Source organism: Catenibacillus scindens (genome assembly GCF_014202115.1).
GTDB classification, from domain to species: domain Bacteria; phylum Bacillota; class Clostridia; order Lachnospirales; family Lachnospiraceae; genus Catenibacillus; species Catenibacillus scindens.
On record NZ_JACHFW010000007.1, the window covers coordinates 79,464 to 98,389 of the forward strand.

The window sequence follows — 18,926 nt, forward strand, 5'->3', positions numbered from 1 at the left end:
TTGTTCCGCCGCCTATGTCGTCCGGCAAAACGCTCCCAAAAGCGCGTGTAGATTTTTGACATCTGGAAATACTAAGAAACCAAAGCACTCTATGAACACAAAGGAGGCCCATTATGAAAGAATTTTATCAGATGACAAAGGAGGAGGCGCTGTCAGCCCTCCAGGCATCTGAAAACGGTCTGTCCGACGCCAAAGCGCAGAAAGCGCTGGAGACCCATGGGGAAAACGCCCTTACGGAGCAGAAAAAGAAAAGCCTGCTCCAAGTCTTTTTGAGCCAGTTCGCGGACCTTTTGGTGATTATCCTTATTATTGCCGCCATTGTTTCCATGATCTCCGGCAATGTGGAAAGCACCATTGTTATTATCGCTGTTATTGTTTTAAACGCCATCCTGGGAACTGTACAGTATGCCAAAGCGGAAAAATCCCTGGATTCCCTGAAAGCTCTTTCTTCCCCGAAAGCCAAGGTTCTTCGGGACGGACAGCGCCATGAAATTGACTCAAGATATATCGTTCCCGGCGATATTCTTCTCCTAGAAGCCGGCGATATGGTCTGCGCTGACGGACGCATCCTCTACAATTACTCCCTTCAGGTCAATGAAAGCTCCCTCACAGGAGAATCCACCAACGTGGATAAAAAGGAAGTCTGTCTGGAAGGGGAAATGCCTTTAGGAGACCGCATTAACATGGTCTATTCCGGAAGCCTTGTCACCTATGGACGGGCTACCGTACTTGTCACCGGAACCGGAATGAACACTGAGATCGGTAAAATCGCCACTTTGATGAACCAGACTAAGGATAAAAAGACGCCTCTCCAGGTCAGCCTTGATCAGTTCAGCAAAAAACTGGCCATTATCATCCTTGTGATCTGCGCTGTTGTCCTGCTTTTAAGTCTTTACCGGGATATGAGCTTTATTGATGCCCTCATGTTCGCTGTTGCTCTGGCTGTAGCGGCCATCCCTGAAGCGTTAAGCTCTATCGTTACCATCGTTCAGGCCATCGGAACTCAAAAAATGGTCCGTGAACACGCTGTTGTCAAAGAACTGAAAGCTGTGGAAAGTCTTGGCTGTGTTTCCGTGATCTGCTCTGATAAAACCGGTACACTGACCCAGAACAAAATGACCGTTCAGCAGATTTACATCGACGGAAAGCTGTTCACCCCATTTACCCTGGATCTGCGCAACCAGCTTCACCGTTACCTCCTGTATGACGCTATTCTCTCCAATGATTCTTCCTTCAGCGAAGGGCAGGGCATTGGCGACCCCACAGAATACTGTCTTCTGGAAATGGCACAGAACGCCGGTGTTGATTTTTCTGTAATCCGTGAACTGATGCCCCGCCGGGCGGAAATCCCATTTGACTCCGACCGCAAGCTCATGAGTACAAAATATAATATGCGTGGCAAGCCGGTGATCCTTACAAAAGGAGCCGTTGACGTTCTCCTCTCCAGAACCGACCGGATTGCTTTTTCCGACGGTGTCCGCCCTATTACTGAGGAAGACAAAAAAACCATCCTTGCTCAAAATAACAGCTTCTCAGAAAACGGTCTGCGTGTTTTGGCCTTCGGTTATAAAGATAATGACGAGACTGAACCGTTGACTTTGGATGATGAGCAGGATTTTATTTTCCTCGGCCTTGTATCTATTATTGACCCGCCCCGTGAAGAGTCCAAAGCCGCTGTGGCTGACGCCACACGGGCAGGTATTAAGACTGTCATGATCACCGGTGACCACAAAGTCACCGCTGCCGCCATTGCCAGACAGATCGGGATTTTTAAAGACGGCGACATGGCCATTACAGGAACAGAACTGGACGCCATGAGCGATGAAGAGCTGGATGAAAAGATCGAATCCATCTCTGTCTATGCCCGTGTGTCCCCTGAAAATAAAATCCGTATTGTGGACGCATGGCAGAGAAAAGGGCGCATTGTTTCCATGACCGGCGACGGCGTCAACGACGCCCCTGCCTTAAAGAAAGCGGATATCGGCGTTGCCATGGGTATTACCGGTACAGAAGTATCCAAAGACGCCGCTTCTATGATCCTTCAGGATGATAATTTTGCCACCATCATTAAAGCCGTGGCCAACGGACGCAACGTCTACCGGAACATAAAAAACGCCATTCAGTTTTTACTTTCGGGAAATACCGCAGCCATCCTGTCTGTGCTTTACACATCTATCGCTGGGCTGGCTGTTCCTTTTGCCCCGGTACACCTGCTGTTCATCAACCTTCTCACTGACTCGCTGCCGGCCATCGCCATCGGCATGGAGCCTGCGGACAGGGATATTTTGTCAGAGAAGCCCCGAAATCCCAAAGAAGGTATTTTAAACCGGGCATTTATGACCAATCTTGGAATTTTCGGCGTCCTTATCGCCGTATGTACGATGATCTCTTATCACTTTGGCCTTGCCACAGATGCGGCGACAGCAAGCACTATGGCCTTTGCCACACTCACCATCGCCCGCCTGTTCCACGGTTTTAACTGCCGCAGCAAACATTCTGTCTTCGGCAACCCCATCAGCAAAAACTGGTGGTGCCTTGGCGCCTTTGCTCTCGGTCTTTTGCTGATCAATATGGTATTATTCATCCCCGGTCTTCACTCTCTGTTCTCTGTGACAGACCTGACCGGCATGCAGATCGGATGTATTTACCTTATGGCATTTATCCCCACACTGATCATACAGATTGGAAAGATCATCCGGGAACATATCAAATAATTAATATGATTTTTTAAGATCCTCCATGCTATATCAGCACGGAGGGTCTTTTTTCGTCACAGTTTTCATAAATGCTATTGTTTTTTTCTATATGGGTATGCTATGATAGGAATGCCCTAAGGGGCAAAGAAAAACGTTACTGTCTAGTTAAAATATAATTATAGGAGTGTTGATTTATGGGCGGAATTTTCGGAGTTGTATCAAAGAAAAGTTGTACATTAGATCTGTTTTTCGGGATCGACTATCATTCCCATCTTGGAACGAAACGGGGCGGTATGGCTATCTATGGACCTGACGGCTTTAACCGCAGCATTCATAACATTGAAAATTCTCCTTTCCGGACAAAATTTGAGCATGATGTGGAAGAACTTGAAGGACATATCGGTATCGGCTGTATTTCCGACACAGATCCACAGCCCCTGCTCATCCAGTCCCATCTTGGCAGCTATGCCATTACAACTGTCGGTAAGATCAATAATGAAGAGGAACTTGTAAAGTATGTTTATGACCATGGTCACACCCATTTTCTGGAAATGAGCGGCGGACGGATTAATACCTCCGAGCTGGTGGCCACACTCATTGACCAGCAGGCTTCTTTTGTGGAAGGTTTGTCCTTTGCCCAGGATATGATCAATGGTTCCATGACGATCCTTCTGATGACAAAAGACGGTCTCATCGCTGCCCGTGATAAACTGGGACGCACCCCTCTGGTCATCGGCGAAAAAGAGGACGGCTACTGCGCTTCTTTTGAAAGCTTCGCCTATATTAATCTGGGATATCACGATTACCGGGAACTTGGCCCCGGCGAAATTGTGTCTATCACTCCGGAAGGTGTGGAACAGTTGAAAGCGCCCGGAGACCAGATGCAGATCTGCTCCTTTTTGTGGGTGTACTATGGCTATCCTACATCTTCCTACGAAGGTGTCAATGTGGAAGCCATGCGCTACAAATGCGGTGAAATGCTGGCCCGCCATGACATGGCCCAGGGTGAAAACATCCATCCCGATTACATTGCCGGCGTGCCCGACACCGGTACGGCCCACGCTATCGGCTACGCCAACGCCTCCGGCGTTCCTTTTGCCCGTCCTTTTATTAAATATACCCCCACATGGCCCCGGTCTTTCATGCCTCAGAACCAGAGTCAGCGCAATCTCATTGCCCGCATGAAGCTTATTCCGGTAGACGCCCTGATCCGGGGCAAAAGCCTGCTGCTCATTGATGATTCCATTGTCCGGGGCACTCAGCTCGGAGAAACGACAGAATTTTTATATGACAGCGGAGCCAGAGAAGTACACATCCGCCCCGCCTGTCCTCCATTGCTGTTTGGATGTCCGTTCTTAAACTTTTCCCGGTCTTCCTCTGACCTGGATCTCATTACCCGCCGGGTGATCCGCGACCGGGAAGGAGACATTGTATCTGAGAAAACATTGTTTGATTACGCAGACCCTAACAGCACAAATTACAACGAAATGGTGGAAGAAATCCGACGCCGTCTGAACTTTACCACCCTCCGCTTCCACCGCCTGGACGATCTGGTAACCTCCATCGGACTGCCGGAGGAGAAAGTCTGCACATACTGCTGGAGCGGCAAAGGCTGTTCAGGATGCAGCCACGGATGCGGAAAATAAAATATGACATGATACAGACATGACATTCAAAACAGGGAAGAATGTAAAGTTCTTCTCTGTTTTTTGTAACTATTTTGCCATGCGTCTGGTTTAGTCAAATTCCCTGCCGCAAGCAACAGAGTATCAAGCTAACAGCGAGAATCCAGGATACATAGCTGAATAGTTACTTTCCAAAAAACTTTTTGTCACATAAAAGTCACATATAACAACATTTTCCTCATTTTGCCATTGAATATTTTTCCTGGGACATTTATAATGTAACTATCTATTCCGGCCTTTATAAAAGCTGAAGGTCCGGCAAAACTACAGGAGGATAAAAATGTCGGCAACAACACTTCACATTAAAATGTTCGGTGAATTTTCCATATCCAATGAATATGGACGTTTTTCACATATAAATAATAAAAGCCTTCAGATCACCCGGCTTCTCGCATATCTTATCGCCAACAAAGACACGGAAATCCACAAGGATAAGCTGATGGAGCTTCTATGGCCTGATGAAAACGCCACAAACCCATCGGGCGCTCTGCGCAATCTGGTCTACCGCGCCCGCCAGATTCTCGAAGAGTTTTTTCCGTCCCAGGAAGATGCTTCCGGATCGGAGAATGCTCCGGTAGAATGTATTTTGTTTTCCAAAAACGCTTACCGATGGAATCCTGAACTGGACTGCGAAATTGATATCTTTCAGTTTGAAGATTGTATTGCCCAGGCTGATCAGGAAACAGATGAAAAACAACAGTACGCTCTGTACCAGAAAGCCCATGATCTTTACAAAGGAGATTTTTTAAATATTTTAACTTCAGATGAATGGGTCGTCTTCCGGAAAGTTTTTTATAAAAATTTATATACCAAAGTTACTGCCAATATGTGCCGCTATTTAAGCAGTCAGAAAAATTATACCGCGGTCATTCGCCTGTGCGAGGCGTCCTCTCTGGTAGATCCTATGGACGAGCAGATTCATGTTGAAAAGATTCATGCCTATCTTCAAATGCACGCCCCATCCCAGGCCATGGCCTATTATTATTCCGTGGCGGATCTTTTTACTCAAAAATTTGGCATTGAACCGGGAACTGAAATGCAGAAAATCTATCATGAAATACTGATCCAGCTTCCCAACTATCACAAAAATATCCATGAGCTTGAAAATCTTCTGAAAGAAGACAAAGAGGAGAAAAGAAGTTTTTTCTGCACCTTCGACGTTTTTAAATATATTTACCAGCTCAGCCAGCGTTTTGTGCGCCGCTCCCCATTAAAACGCTACCTTGTCCTCTTTACATTGACGGACACAAGCCGACCTTCAGAAATTACTAACACACTCATTGATGAGATGGATGTGCTTTACGAAGTACTTTCTAAAAATCTTCGGCGAAATGACGTCTTTACAAAAGCGGCGCCCTGCCAGTTTGCCCTGATCATAGTCTTAGATGACGAGGCCGCCTGTCAGGCAACCCTCCAGCGCATTTTACGCCGCTATGAAAAGCAAAGGAAGTCAGCCCAGATTCAGATTCAGATCGACCACAGTCCGATTCAGTAAGTTCCAATATTTAGAAAATAAAAATGCCTCCACGGTGTACGTGAAGGCATTTTTATTTTCTCCGACTCCTGCCGGAAGTCAAATGGACGCGCAAGCGCACCCGCCCGGCCGCGCCCGCAGAAATAAAAAGGCCGCCCGTAGGCGGCCTAGTTACTGCAGCACCAATCATTCATTTCCAAGGAGGCGTTTCAGCATATGGGCATATCTTGTCAACTGCTCACAAGCATCCGTCGTATCGTTATAATGGTGACCTTCATATTCGGTTGCAATATATCCTTTATAACCGGATTCTTTGATCAGCGGAAGGATCTTATCACAAGGCGTGGTATAGTCAAATTCATCCTCACCTATGTACCAGAATTTGCTATGAATATATACAGTATTTTTCATCAGCATAGGCACCCATTCCAGATGAGCCGGACCGTATGTCGCGTAAATATCCTTCACAAAATCTTTCTCCGCGTCTGTATAGGAAGCGTCGGCCAGAAGCACATTCTGCGCCTCCCCGGCTTTATGGCGTTCACAAATCTCATCCACCTTCTCCTGACGGCATCCGAAATCTTCTACAGCCTGAATTTTATTTAAAATATGAGGCGTCTCGGCAAAAATACTGAAATCCGGGACAACTCCAAGCCATCCATCACTGTTGCTCATGATCTCAAGATATTCCTGCCACTCCGGAATTACCGGCGTATGAGGCGCGTGAAGTTCAATAGCTAAAACAATACCGATCTTCTTGGCATAAGGAAGCATCTTTTTGTAGATCTTTGGTGAGATGGCATGCTGTGTGCGGACAAGGTCAAACCCCATATATTTCGCGTACATCATATCATCCAGTGTAGATTGAATAATCTCATCTTCTGTCAGATCTCTATCCGAATGGGTTCCCATATCAATATAGGCGCTATAGCATACCGGATGCATATCATATTTTTTCAGAAGTGCTGTAAAATCATCCATCCACTCTTTAGAAGGGTGAGGATATTCGGGAACCATCTGGCTGGCAACCAGCTCAACGCCGGTATATCCCATCTCCCGGCCCTTTTTGAGACAATCTTCCAGTGTCATTCTTCCATTAATATATTCTCCCGATAAAGCATATAATGTGAGGCATAATTCAATATCATGTTTTCTCATCGCCAATTTCCCCCTTTACTTTACCTGCAAAACTTTTGTATCCGAACCGTCAAGTACAAGATAACTGCCGGAATATCCGGTGTATGGGATACGATGTTTCATCTTGATGGTAACTTCGTGTTCACCCTGAGGCAGTCCGCCTTCCTTCAAAATAAAATAGCGGGCTTTATCCAGAATAAACCAGTATTCCAAATACAGGTCTTTGAGCTGGGACAACAGACATTGCTTTCCATTAACATTAAAATACACCGTGTTCTCCGGCACCTTCTCTCCATCCACGTAGATTTCCAGAGACTCAATACAGCTTAAAAAAGTTCCCCGGTAGGATGGATACTGGCCATAAAATTCATAACCGATCGTCATATTTCCGGTCTGTACATTTGTAATACCTTCGGCAGCGCTGATCAATAACTTGTTATACGCTTGAAATTGAGCCATTTGTTTTTCCCCCTTATAATCATAATTCATAAGTAACGCAGGACCATCGCAGGACTATCCGCGTTCTGAATTTATTATACTCTGTTTTATTTCTCTCTGGGTTTCGCTTTCAGAAACATTATAATATATCGCAATTTCATCCTATATCTGTCGCTTTTTAAGTTCTATATCACTGCCGCATTTGCATATAAAATGATATGGAAACAATTTTTCCATTTTACGGAAATTAGGACGTGAAAAATTAGCAACTATTCAGCCGTACCGGTACAGTAATCCTATCAGACACGCCAAAAATGCTGCCGGCGCGGCAGGGCACCCGCAGAAAGTCCGCAAAAGAAAAGAGGCCATACCTTATGGAAAATGCTGTTAATCGTAGAATTTTAGAGCTTTGTAAAGAAAGAGGCTATACAGTATACCGCCTTTCCTCCCTGTCAGGGATACCAACCAGTACCATTACATCTATTCTCAAACGGAATAACGCGCCAACAATCCCGACCCTGCAAAAAATCTGTCAGGCATTGGATTTGACGCTGGCACAGTTCTTTTCCCAGGGATTTGATACGCTCACCCCCAGTCAATCTGAATATCTGGAGGAGTTTACACGGCTTAATCCTCACGAACGGGAACTTGTTCTCGCCTACATCCGTGGGATCACTGACGCCCGAAGCGGCAATGAAAAATCTTCAAAAACCTCATCCCGAAAAAAATCCAAAGAATAAAACACAGTACGCCGGGAATATAAATTCTCGGCGTACTGTGTTCTCTGAACGAACAGTTTAAACAGATATGACAATCTGTCTTACTGTTTCTACATTAGGCAACGCGAACATTAACCGCGCGAAGCTTAGTGCTGTCCTTAGGGGTCTGTCTCTGTATCGAAGTTCACTTTCTGTCCTTCTTCCAGAGTCTTAAATCCATCAACCATGATCGCGGAAAAATGTACAAAGACATCTTTTCCTGTAGCGTCATCTGTAATGAACCCGAAACCCTTCTGTGCATTGAACCACTTAACTGTACCGTTGTTCATTTTCGTGCCCTCCTTCCTTCCGTGTCAGAGAATACGCCCCCTTGTATTCAATGATAGAAATAATAAAAGTATTCCAGATAAAAAAATAAAATCTCACATATTTTTGTAATTCATTGTAGAACAATAACTTACAAAAATATGTGAGATTTTGTTTTTACCTGAATACACTTTTAGTATATCCCAAAATACGAATACTGTCAATAGCAGTAATCTCATATATTTCTGTGTTTTTTATCTTTTGCCCGCTTTACTCTCCGCCGCTTCGTTGATCAGATTGATGATCACACTGATGGCGTCATTCATAGGACTTTTTCCCATAGCCTCAATATACTCAGATTTATGACCAAATACATACTCGATAGCCTGCATCAGCGATTCATCGGTCATATCCTCCTCTTTAAGCAGATAGCTAAAGCCCTGCTTTTTAAAGGACTGGGCATTTAAAATCTGATCCCCTCTGCTGGAAGCTGCCGGAAGGGGAATGAGTATCGCCGGTTTTTTGAGAGCGAGAAGTTCACATATAGCATTTGCCCCGGCCCTGGATATCACAATATCCGCCGCATCCATGAGATCGCTCAGCTCTTTTTTAATGTACTCAAACTGCACATAACCTTCCACATGTTCCAGAGACGGGTCAAGATTCCCCTTTCCGCACAGATGGATCACCTGATATTTTTTCAAAAGATCCGGGAGGATATGGCGAACCGCGTTATTAATCGCCACAGAGCCAAGACTCCCCCCTATGATGAGGATTACCGGACGGTTAATGCTGAAATGGCAAAAATCCAGGCCGTTTAGCCGATTGCCCTCAAAAAGTTCTTTTCGTATAGGGGAGCCGGTAAGAACAGCCTTGCCCTCCGGAAGATACTGCACCGTCTCAGGGAAATTACAGCAAACTTTATAAGCGGATGGGATCGCAAGTTTATTGGCCAGCCCCGGCGTCATATCCGACTCATGAATGATCGCCGGAATACCGCACTTTTTCGCCGCCATTACCACAGGCACAGACACAAATCCGCCCTTTGAAAAGACAACATCCGGCTTTAACTGTTTCATCAGCTTTTTTGCGTCAAACAGCCCTTTGACTACGCGGAAAGGATCTGTGAAATTTTTCAGATCAAAATACCGGCGCAGCTTTCCTGAAGAGATCCCGTAATAGGGAATCTTATATTCTTCAATAAGTTTTCTTTCAATACCATTGTGGGAGCCAATATAAAAAATCTCGTAGCCTTCTTTTTTCAATTCAGGCATCAACGCGATATTGGGCGTCACATGCCCGGCAGTTCCGCCGCCGGTCAAAACTATCTTTTTCATAATCTACCGCCTCCTGCGATCCCCAGATGTTTACTGATGAGCCGCTTTATATTCTTTCAGCGCCTCAGCCAACTGTGCCGGACATGATGTTCCACGTCCGTTGCAGTCAATCCCGTCCAGACACTGGATCACTTCGTCTACGGGACGTCCAACCACCAGCTTGGAGATTCCCTGAGTATTTCCATGACATCCGCCGATAAACTGACAGCTTGTGATAATATTATTTTCAACTTCAAAATCAACTGCTCTTGAGCAGGTTCCATGATTCATATGTCTCATTTGTCATACCTCTTCTCATATTGGCATCCGCCCTACATAGTAGGCTCTGGCCTTATTATTATAATATTTTCAACTTGATATTATAACAGATGTATGAAAAGAATACCATATTTTTGTCTATCCAACATTGAAAAAAAGTGATACAATAGCGTTGCGACATGAAAAAACATAAGAAGGAGTTTTTAATATGCAGACCATCGGAATTATAGGCGCTATGGAGGTTGAAGTTAATACACTTAAAGAGCGTATGCAGACAGAAGAAATTGTCACCATCGCCTCCATGGAATTTCACAGAGGAACATATCACGATAAAAATATTATTGTTGTGCGCAGCGGTATCGGCAAGGTCAACGCGGCTATCTGCGCCCAGATCCTTGCAGACCGCTTTCACGCCACAGCCATCATCAACACCGGTATCGCGGGCAGTCTCCAGGCCGCCATCAATATCGGAGACATCGTTATTTCCAGCGACGCGCTCCAGCATGACATGGATGCCACAGGCTTCGGCTATAAGCCCGGCATCATCCCTCAGATGGACACCTCCGATTTTACCGCAGACGAGCGTCTTATCCAGATCGCTCAGGAAGCCTGCTCCAAAGTCAATCCAGATATCCAAACCCACGTAGGCCGTATCATCAGCGGCGATCAGTTTATCTCTGACAATGATAAAAAGGAATTTCTCAAACAGTCTTTCGGCGGCTTATGCACAGAAATGGAAGGCGCGGCCATCGCTCAGGCAGCCCATCTTAACGGTATTCCTTTCGTCATTTTGAGGGCCATTTCTGACAAAGCTGACGGCAGCGCTCATATGGATTACCCCGAATTTGAAGCAAAAGCCGCACAGCACAGCATTAATCTTGTAGACGAAATGATCCGCCATATTTAACTATAGTTTATAGCGTATGGCTGCTGTTCACCAAGTAAACAGCAGCCATGCCGCAAAATCGGCATAATTTTTTATGAATTTCATTTCCGTTATACCAGACTTTAATCCATTGCCTCATGAATGCAAGCCGCTATTTCTTTTAATTTCTCAGAGTCGGCTTCTCCCGGTTTCCATCCGATCACCTGGCCATCATCTTTGTATCTGGGGATAATATGCAGATGAAAATGAAATACCGTCTGTCCGGCAATCTCTTCATTGTTCTGAACAATATTTAACCCAGTGCATCCAAGGCTTTTTTTCATAGCAGACGCAACCTTCGCGGCAACAACAAAAAGACGGGACGCTGTGTTCTCATCAATATCAAAAATATTGCGAAAATGCTTTTTGGGGAGTACCAGGGCATGCCCCTTTGTCGCCGGGGACAGATCAAGGATCACGCGAAACATCTCGTCTTCATAAACGGTAGAAGAGGAAATCTCTCCATTGGCAATCTTGCAGAAAATACAGTCTTGTTCCATAAACTTACCTCCTGAATATGATCTATTTCTCTCTTTTATTTTAGTCGCGAAAAATCAATAATGCAACCCGCTTTTTTTCCGGCACCTTATGTCGTAATCCGCGAAAGCTTATATTTGCTCTAATCTGCCGCCCTGTGCTAAATTTATAATGTCGAGGTCAAAGGAACTTATATCAGCATTGAAAGACCATCATTATTTAACAGCAAACCATTAGGAAAGGTGACGTATTATGGAACAAATAAGCACTTACATATCCGATACATCCCCGGAATATATGAATATTGCACAGATTTCCCATGAAATCCGAAATCCTCTGACTCTGATCAACTGCACGATCCAACTTTTAGACGGACGCTATCCTCAGCTAAAAAGAGATGATCTGTGGATTCAACTGACAAAAGATGTGGAATACCTGCGCCAGCTCACTCTATCTTTATCTGACTTCAACCGCTGCAGCCATGTATCCTTCAGTCCCGTAAATATGGGGCAAATGTTAGATAGTATCGCTCGCCAGTATCTTTTGCTGGCTCAAATCCAGGGAAAACATCTGTCCGTAATCATTCCCGGAGAACTTCCAGTAATATCCTGTGACGAAATCAAAATCCATCAAGCGTTGATCAATTTGATCAAAAATGCCTTCGAGGCAACACAGACCGGAGATATCATCGAAATCTGCGCCAAAACTATAGGTAAACGTCTGACTATCTCTATAAAGGACACAGGATCTGGTATTCCAAAAGATTACCTTGAAAAAATCTTTGATCCTTTTGTCACGGAAAAAGAAGGGGGTACCGGCCTTGGCCTAGCAATCACCAAAAAAATTATCGCTTCCCATAAAGGTATCATCCGGGTATATTCCAGAGAAGGCATCGGCACAAAATTTATTCTTTCCCTTCCAATATCTCAAAAGTAAATTCAACATCAGAAAAAATCACACTGTCGCCAGAATGCAGACCCACGGGCGACAAAGGCTCAATCATTTCACCATTAATATAGGTTCCGTTGGAAGACCGCAGATCTGTCAGATAGAATGTATCTCCCATACGTTCAAGCCGGGCATGACGCCGGCTGATTGTAGGCAGAGCAATCCTTCCTGATGTATCCGACGCTTCTTTTCCAATAACCATTGGAAAATTTAATATATAAAGGTCGCCCCAAAGCTGGGGATTCCTGCTGTGAAGCCGGGCCCCAGACCTTTTGGGAGACAACACGGTTGTCTTTCCGCCAGTGTCCTGGGTTTCCTCTCCTTTCCCCGCTGAAAAAAAAGGGGGTACATAGTCTTCCGGCTTCCAGAAATCATCTTCCTGTTTTTTAGAACAGGTAAAGACGGAATACAGAATGCCGATCACAGCGGTTATAGCTATGATAACTCCAACAGCGGCTACGCCAGCCAACGCAGGAACAGACCACAATTTTACGATCACCGCCCCTATACCAGCTTCAACAGCGCAGGCAGCGGCAATTACCCACAGAATACTGTTTTTATTTTCCTCATGGGAGTCCCCTGCTTTTCTATCGCACTTCTTTAAGTTCTGTTCCTGAAAAGTATTCGCCATTCCAGATGGCTCCACAATCGGAACTTCCGTCTCCGCCTCTGATGCATCTTCAATTTTTCTTTCAAAAGCTGACATAGACTCCGGAACTCTATTTTTCACTCCGGAAAGATCTTTTCCAAAATTTAACTTAAATTCTCTGAGATTTTTTACAGAGGTATTTCCCCGGCACGTAATGTGATAAAAACTATAAACATGACGTACTGCACTGGCACATGTATAATCTACATATTTCAAGAACAAAGATGCCAGATTCTGAAGTTGACTGGGAAAATCCATACCGTATCCGGGATAATATATAAACCTGTACCCACCTTCACGAGTCATAAAAATACCTGATGGTTCTAAAAAAAGGTCGTTCTCATCCAGCAAATATTCTTCGATCTCATCCAGAGCATTAATCAATCCTGAGGCAAAATTTTCTAACTGCTCCTCCCGAAAGCCTTTTTCTAGTTGTTTTTCAAGACTTTCATCTGAAGGTACGTCATAGTAATAGCTGGACATACCATCCCTGCTCCTGAGCTGAAACGGCAGAAAAAAGTTCAATGTATTATTCTGCAAAATATGGATTATATAATTTCCTTTATCCATCTTTTCCCCAGGTTCAAGGACAAGATAAGTATGATACAGTTCCTGTTCTGTCCGCATCGCTGACATTTTCATAGTCACCTCCCATTTATCAGATCTCTTGACAAAATCCACTGACGGATATGTATACGCTCATAAGAGCCTTCATAAGCCACAGTGTCAAAAAAATGAAGAAAAGAAAGATCCATAAAAGTTTCCGGCTCCCCAGTCACGCGCCAAGTGGCCGTATATATATGGGTAAGCAGATTTTGCTTGCACGTACCAAGAGACTTTGTCAGCCGCGTCATTAGCAGTTGATCCTGAAGCTCTTTTTCATATTTTTCCGACACCTGATTGATGATCTGGCTGCTGTTCTTCCGGGACTTGACATGTTCATTTTCTATATAGAGCCAGCAGCACTCCCGTGCCATCCGGTTAGCATAAATGCTCATAATATACTGGTCGTGAAGGTAAAAGATCATATAGATCAAAGTTACCATCACAAAAAGGATCATTGGAAGGACTAATGCCGCCTCCACCGTGTAGCTGCCGCACGCCCGTATTTTTAAGCGCGGACAATCCGGCACAATATTTTTCCTCTGAATCTTCTTTCTATTTATTTCCAACATACGACCACAACTCCCATATAGGCCCCGCAATAAAAAGGGATAAAAGGCAACACAGTTTTTCGTGAAAGACGTCTGAGGATCATCCCGGACAGCGAAAATATGAAAACAAGAAAAAAACTGATCAAAATGATTTCAATACCTGCTTTCCATCCAACCATCAAACCGGTGAAAGCGGTGATAAGCCCATCACCAACCCCGATCTGCCCCCGGCAAAGGAAGCTGATGCCGAGAAGAATCATCCCCGGCAAAGCGCCGGCTAAAGTCTCCATCATCATATGAGGTCCCCGAAGCACTCCTGAAACACAGCCCAGTATCACAGGCAAAAGAACCGGAACTTGTCTGCTTCTAATGTCCAAAATAGACAAATACAAAAGCATACATCCGCCGGCGATCCAGATTCCCCTCTGAATCCAATCCCATGGCATATCATCCCCTCCTTCTACGGCTGACACCGGTGACATGGCGGCAAACCACAGTCCAATGTTAGTTCCATCTCATAAACGGTCCGGCTCAATCCGGGACACTGGGAAGAACTATGGTATCGGGTACCTGTATCTGTAATATATACCACGCTGCCTCCCCCATCTTCACTTTCCATACACCGCTCGCATGGATAATACTTTCCTCCCTGTGTATTCCTCAGCCCGTCCAAACTTCCTGACATAACCCCGTGTAATGACAGATCAATATACGCGCATTCTCTGGAACTGTGGTAAACCACCCCATTTTCTGCCACATAGACCATTTTTTTATCAGTCGCTGCCGTATCATCGCTGCCGCTGAGCATTTTTCCACCGATAAAAGCCCGGCTGTGAAGGGAAAAGGAAACTTTAATATTCCCCAGAGAAAACAGAGAAAACGCCGGAAGGACATTACAGGAAAGGACAGCATCAATTTTCCCTGAATCCGGATCATATCCGGTTCCCCAGTAATCAATTCCAGCCATTCCCCCGGAAATTCTGGAAAAATCCGCATCTGAACGTCCAATCTGTAAAACCATTTTTTCCAGAATACTATCCATACCAAAATCTTTGTCATACCCCTCCACAGCACACCGGTGAACGCTCCTCGCGCCTGCCGCCAAAAGTTCCTGATATATCCCGCAGACATGAAACAGATTTAAAAGCATTAGAACTGCCATAAGAAAAAACGGAAGAATCAATCCAGCTTCAACAGTCATAAGTCCAGAACAGGAGGAAAAGCGGAATGCCCTTTTTTTACAGAAAGCTTTTCCCGATGATTCAGGCTGCAATAAAATATATAGATACTTTTTAATATTGGTTATGGCTTGGGCTTTAGATTTTACAGAATTCCGGTCCTGGAGAGATCGCTGTTTTTTATTGTATGATTTATAAAAAAAGGGCACTCGGCTTTACCTCCTTTCCTTCTAAATTTTCGTCTGTCAGTAAGCTGCTGATTTACGGACATGATGTTCATATTTCCCCGCTTTTCCCCCAAAAAATATGGGACTAAAAGTAAAATCCGCGCAGAAAGAAATTCCAAACACACTGTCCGCCACGGAGAAATTTTCTCCACCAGCCTCCAAATGGGTATTAGCCTCTATAAGATTCATCAAACGGATATATTTCTTCTCCTTAGATACGCCCAACAAAAACAGTCTGAGATAGTCTTCATAGCTTAACCCTTTCTCCTCCCCATTTTCTCCGGCGTATCCGGAAAGCTGGGAAGAACCGATGTGTGAAAGCTGATTCAAGGATAAAGTCCAGGTTGCGTCATTCTTCATGAAAGGAACCTTTTTCCCTTCCAAAAGACTTCGACAATCAATCAGCGCCTCGCCGTAGGCCCAGGCTGCCAGTATAAGCATATAGATCAGTTGTTCCAGAAAGGGCATCATCACCGCCGTGGACAATGCTGCGGCTGCCCCATGAGCTGCGGCAGATTTTGCCGGACTTTGCATCAGATAAGCCATATTCATTACCATGCGGATCAGCGAGATTCGGTTGACAATGTTTTGCAGATTTCCCCCATCACTGGCTTTTCCGCATATGATATATTCCACCTCATATTCAAGAGCGCTGACTCCTGTCAGGCACACGCGCTCCTGATTCTGGCGTTCCTCACCGGAACTATCAAAGCATATCCCTGAAACTTTATCCGGAACAGATACATTTTTAAATGCATGGAGAATGTAACAATCCACCAAAAATTCCTGACTTACACTTTTGATTGATGAGATAAGGTTCCCGGAACTGTTCTCCATCTGATCCGCAACATCCCTGTACTCCATAAATCCCCGGATCTGTCCCTCATCGTTTTCCGCCGGTGTGATCTGGGACAACTCAGAAGTATCCAGAACTGCACTTGAAACATTTCCTCCCATAACCAGGTTTAATATGGGATATTTTAACATATTGCTTATATTCTCTCTTGGATCTTCCACTTCAATAATTTCCTCTTTCTGGGAGGAGGTGTCCTGTAAACCGTTCCCCTCACTGTCTGCATTTTTAGCCTCTTGCTCAGCCTTCGCCTTATTAATCTGTGCCTCACGTCCAAGCTGATCCATATCCGAAGCAATCTGACGCTGATCTTCCTGGACATCGGTCAAAGAAATACCTGTAATCCGGTTCAAGATCTCCTGCCCGTATTCCGCCCCCTGAGAAATCGTCATATAATCGCTGATCTGTTTTTCCAGATATCTGAAATCCTCATAGGCCAGAGATATTTCTCCGTCGATAGCCACTGCCTCCAGTTGAGGAGAAAACCATCCTGCAGAAGAAGAGCTTTTTCCAACATCCTCCCCTCCACAGTTATCTTCAATAAACTGCTTCAAAAACAAAGTATCCAGCCCGTCTCTATCCACAAGGTACAGGCCATACCTGGCCTGTACCTGAGGCTGGTATTGGGATAAAAAGGCCTCACAGGCCACCGCGCAGGCGATTTCCGCTTCCATGCGCACCGCGCTGACCCGTACAGCTTCCAGAGCGGATAAAACTAACGAAAGGACTGTAAGGAAAATCATTGAAAACATAACAGTGGTGTAGGCTCCGACCCAGGAGATATAATTTTCTCCTTTTTTCATCCACTGCCTCCTGTTTATACAGAGTTGCTCTGACTTGTGATCTTCTTAAAAATATTTTGAACAATAGCGGTCAACTGCTCCTTAAAAATAAGCACCAGGCTGATGAGAACAACCAGAATCAGTATAATCTCCACTACGCCCACGGCCTCTTCGTCAAACCAAAAATTTTTCAGATAATTTGCCACTTTCTCACCTCTTTCACACTGTTTATAGATTCATGGACATAAACGCCGGGATCATAACAATAAACATGACAACTCCCAGCAAAATAATCATTGGAAATAAAAGTTTTGTTCCCGCCTCCTCTCCCAGCCGTTTTGCCGATTCCTGCCGCATAACCACAGCCTCATCCTTGGCATCCGACAGCATTCTTCCCATACCTCTGGCACCAGTCTTTACACTCTGGATTAAAATCGAACTAAATCTCAGATACTGACTGAGTCCGCATCTGCGGCCGAAATTCTCATAGGCGGCTGTCTCGGTGACGCCATACTTCATCTCATTAGCAGCCATGATCATCTCTTCATAGACATACTTACGCGGCCCTCCTTCCTCAATAGTTTTATTGTAGTCGGATATTATCCGAGACCACACAGCTTTAGGCGTCATGCCTGTTTCCAAAAGCAGCACGACTTTATGGACAAACACGGGATATTCCAAAAATAATTCCTGACTTCGTTTTTTCTGTGCTTTAAGGTAGCCTTCCCCTTCTCTGACAAACAATAGGACAACGATCATACATCCCGCGATCACTAAAGCTCCCGGCCCAAAAGAGGAACTCTGGGACCATGATACAGATTTACCGCCGATTTTCCGGGGCAATATCAGATAATTCTCAGAAATAGTACGATCTTCGGATATTGCCAGAGCTTCATATATCTCCTCCCGGATTCCTTGTGCTGACTCCTGCTTCGCCGGATATACAGTGACATCCCGACGATACTCCCAGGATATGTCAAAATAAGTGCATACTGCTTTGATCTGGACTGTAAGCGGGGCTTTCAGCTCCTGATTTTTTACTGTACCATCCATACCGATAAGCAGATAATCGCTTGTTTCCCAGAACAATGTCACAGAATATTCGGGGATTTCCGACATAAAATTCAGAGGACAGGTAATGCAGTTCAGATCCATATTTTCTCCGAGGACATGGGTGTCAATATAGATATGGCATTGTTCCTGCAGCCAGGAGATTTCTTCTTCCGAAAGGCGCTTTTCACCCACAGTAACCTCTACCGGTATACTCTCTTCATCTATACTAGCCTCCAGTTCAAAACTTTTACTGCCGCCGCCAAGGGCATTGCGCTGGATTTTGTAATCGCCCTCCAGAAAATCATTGCCCTGTCCGGTAATACACAGGGCAATAGAAGCCGCATTGACCGTCAGAAGAAGGATCAGAGCATATGTAATATTTTTGAGATACTTTTCCTCCTGTATCTTTTCCGGGTCTGCCGCCGGATATAGCTGGCGGATAAGATCCAGACGTTTTTGAGTGTGTCCCTTAACAAAATGTCTATACAGCCAGCAGGCAAAGGGATAAAAAAAATTGTTAAATCCTTTCATTTTATAAGTATATTTCAATCTCTTCCTGTCATATCCGGAAAAGATAAGACTTGCACCTATAAGCACCGCGATCATTAAGAGACTGATATAAAGCATAAC

18 protein-coding genes and 1 pseudogene are annotated in these 18,926 nt (G+C 44.8%); 6 read left to right on the plus strand and 13 right to left on the minus strand.

Annotated elements, in window-relative coordinates:
* Positions 1-113 precede the first annotated feature (113 nt).
* From HNP82_RS09890 to HNP82_RS09900, 3 genes are all read left to right on the plus strand, one after another.
* Positions 114-2,714, plus strand: coding sequence for a cation-translocating P-type ATPase (locus HNP82_RS09890; RefSeq protein ID WP_183773870.1), 2,601 nt, complete (start codon positions 114-116; stop codon positions 2,712-2,714).
* 176 nt (positions 2,715-2,890) lie between these two features.
* Positions 2,891-4,342 carry an amidophosphoribosyltransferase gene (locus HNP82_RS09895; protein ID WP_183773872.1) on the plus strand — a complete coding sequence of 484 codons (1,452 nt, stop codon included), beginning with the start codon at positions 2,891-2,893 and terminating at the stop codon, positions 4,340-4,342.
* A gap of 319 nt (positions 4,343-4,661) precedes the next feature.
* Positions 4,662-5,876, plus strand: coding sequence for an AfsR/SARP family transcriptional regulator (locus tag HNP82_RS09900; RefSeq protein ID WP_183773874.1), 1,215 nt, complete (start codon positions 4,662-4,664; stop codon positions 5,874-5,876).
* Positions 5,877-6,041: 165 nt separating this feature from the next.
* On the opposite strand, the gene HNP82_RS09905 is transcribed toward HNP82_RS09900, so the two are convergent.
* Positions 6,042-7,013 carry a sugar phosphate isomerase/epimerase family protein gene (locus HNP82_RS09905; protein WP_183773876.1) on the minus strand — a complete coding sequence of 324 codons (972 nt, stop codon included), beginning with the start codon at positions 7,011-7,013 and terminating at the stop codon, positions 6,042-6,044.
* Positions 7,014-7,028: 15 nt separating this feature from the next.
* The gene (locus HNP82_RS09910) at positions 7,029-7,451 is read right to left on the minus strand and encodes a C-glycoside deglycosidase beta subunit domain-containing protein (RefSeq protein ID WP_183773877.1); all 423 of its coding nucleotides are present in this window, start codon (positions 7,449-7,451) and stop codon (positions 7,029-7,031) included.
* 353 nt (positions 7,452-7,804) lie between these two features.
* On the opposite strand from HNP82_RS09910, the gene HNP82_RS09915 reads away from it, so the two are divergent.
* Positions 7,805-8,170: a helix-turn-helix domain-containing protein gene (locus HNP82_RS09915; protein ID WP_183773878.1), complete on the plus strand. Its 366-nt coding sequence runs from the start codon at positions 7,805-7,807 to the stop codon at positions 8,168-8,170.
* A gap of 94 nt (positions 8,171-8,264) precedes the next feature.
* Here the strand turns inward: HNP82_RS09915 and HNP82_RS09920 are convergent.
* The 3 genes and pseudogenes from HNP82_RS09920 to HNP82_RS09930 all read right to left on the minus strand — a co-directional run bounded on the left by HNP82_RS09920 (position 8,265) and on the right by HNP82_RS09930 (position 10,071).
* Positions 8,265-8,478: pseudogene (locus HNP82_RS09920) on the minus strand (cold-shock protein).
* Between the two features lie 231 nt (positions 8,479-8,709).
* Entirely contained in the window at positions 8,710-9,792 is a 1,083-nt protein-coding gene (locus tag HNP82_RS09925; protein WP_183773881.1) for an undecaprenyldiphospho-muramoylpentapeptide beta-N-acetylglucosaminyltransferase, read from the minus strand.
* Between the two features lie 30 nt (positions 9,793-9,822).
* The gene (locus HNP82_RS09930) at positions 9,823-10,071 is read right to left on the minus strand and encodes a TIGR03905 family TSCPD domain-containing protein (RefSeq protein ID WP_183773883.1); all 249 of its coding nucleotides are present in this window, start codon (positions 10,069-10,071) and stop codon (positions 9,823-9,825) included.
* Between the two features lie 187 nt (positions 10,072-10,258).
* Between HNP82_RS09930 and HNP82_RS09935 the strand changes: the two genes are divergently transcribed.
* Positions 10,259-10,957 carry a 5'-methylthioadenosine/adenosylhomocysteine nucleosidase gene (locus tag HNP82_RS09935; protein ID WP_183773885.1) on the plus strand — a complete coding sequence of 233 codons (699 nt, stop codon included), beginning with the start codon at positions 10,259-10,261 and terminating at the stop codon, positions 10,955-10,957.
* Positions 10,958-11,058: 101 nt separating this feature from the next.
* Here the strand turns inward: HNP82_RS09935 and HNP82_RS09940 are convergent, their stop codons facing one another.
* The gene (locus tag HNP82_RS09940; RefSeq protein ID WP_183773887.1) at positions 11,059-11,475 is read right to left on the minus strand and encodes an HIT family protein; all 417 of its coding nucleotides are present in this window, start codon (positions 11,473-11,475) and stop codon (positions 11,059-11,061) included.
* 229 nt (positions 11,476-11,704) lie between these two features.
* On the opposite strand from HNP82_RS09940, the gene HNP82_RS09945 reads away from it, so the two are divergent.
* The gene (locus tag HNP82_RS09945) at positions 11,705-12,388 is read left to right on the plus strand and encodes a sensor histidine kinase (protein WP_183773889.1); all 684 of its coding nucleotides are present in this window, start codon (positions 11,705-11,707) and stop codon (positions 12,386-12,388) included.
* Here HNP82_RS09945 and HNP82_RS09950 read toward each other — a convergent pair.
* The 7 genes from HNP82_RS09950 to HNP82_RS09980 all read right to left on the minus strand — a co-directional run bounded on the left by HNP82_RS09950 (position 12,357) and on the right by HNP82_RS09980 (position 18,923).
* Positions 12,357-13,691 (minus strand): DUF6382 domain-containing protein, encoded by a 1,335-nt coding sequence (locus tag HNP82_RS09950; RefSeq protein ID WP_183773891.1) that lies wholly within the window; start codon positions 13,689-13,691, stop codon positions 12,357-12,359. The genes HNP82_RS09945 and HNP82_RS09950 overlap by 32 nt on opposite strands.
* A 2-nt stretch (positions 13,692-13,693) precedes the next feature.
* Entirely contained in the window at positions 13,694-14,224 is a 531-nt protein-coding gene (locus tag HNP82_RS09955) for a TadE family protein (protein WP_183773893.1), read from the minus strand.
* Positions 14,212-14,649, minus strand: a complete 438-nt coding sequence (locus tag HNP82_RS09960) for a prepilin peptidase (RefSeq protein WP_183773895.1) — start codon at positions 14,647-14,649, stop codon at positions 14,212-14,214. The genes HNP82_RS09955 and HNP82_RS09960 overlap by 13 nt, the downstream gene beginning before the upstream one ends.
* A gap of 14 nt (positions 14,650-14,663) precedes the next feature.
* Positions 14,664-15,353, minus strand: a complete 690-nt coding sequence (locus tag HNP82_RS09965) for a hypothetical protein (protein ID WP_183773897.1) — start codon at positions 15,351-15,353, stop codon at positions 14,664-14,666.
* Between the two features lie 273 nt (positions 15,354-15,626).
* The gene (locus tag HNP82_RS09970; RefSeq protein WP_183773899.1) at positions 15,627-17,264 is read right to left on the minus strand and encodes a DUF5702 domain-containing protein; all 1,638 of its coding nucleotides are present in this window, start codon (positions 17,262-17,264) and stop codon (positions 15,627-15,629) included.
* 14 nt (positions 17,265-17,278) lie between these two features.
* Positions 17,279-17,449: a Flp1 family type IVb pilin gene (locus HNP82_RS09975; RefSeq protein ID WP_183773901.1), complete on the minus strand. Its 171-nt coding sequence runs from the start codon at positions 17,447-17,449 to the stop codon at positions 17,279-17,281.
* Between the two features lie 22 nt (positions 17,450-17,471).
* Positions 17,472-18,923, minus strand: a complete 1,452-nt coding sequence (locus HNP82_RS09980; protein WP_183773908.1) for a type II secretion system F family protein — start codon at positions 18,921-18,923, stop codon at positions 17,472-17,474.
* Between the last annotated feature and the right edge of the window lie 3 nt (positions 18,924-18,926).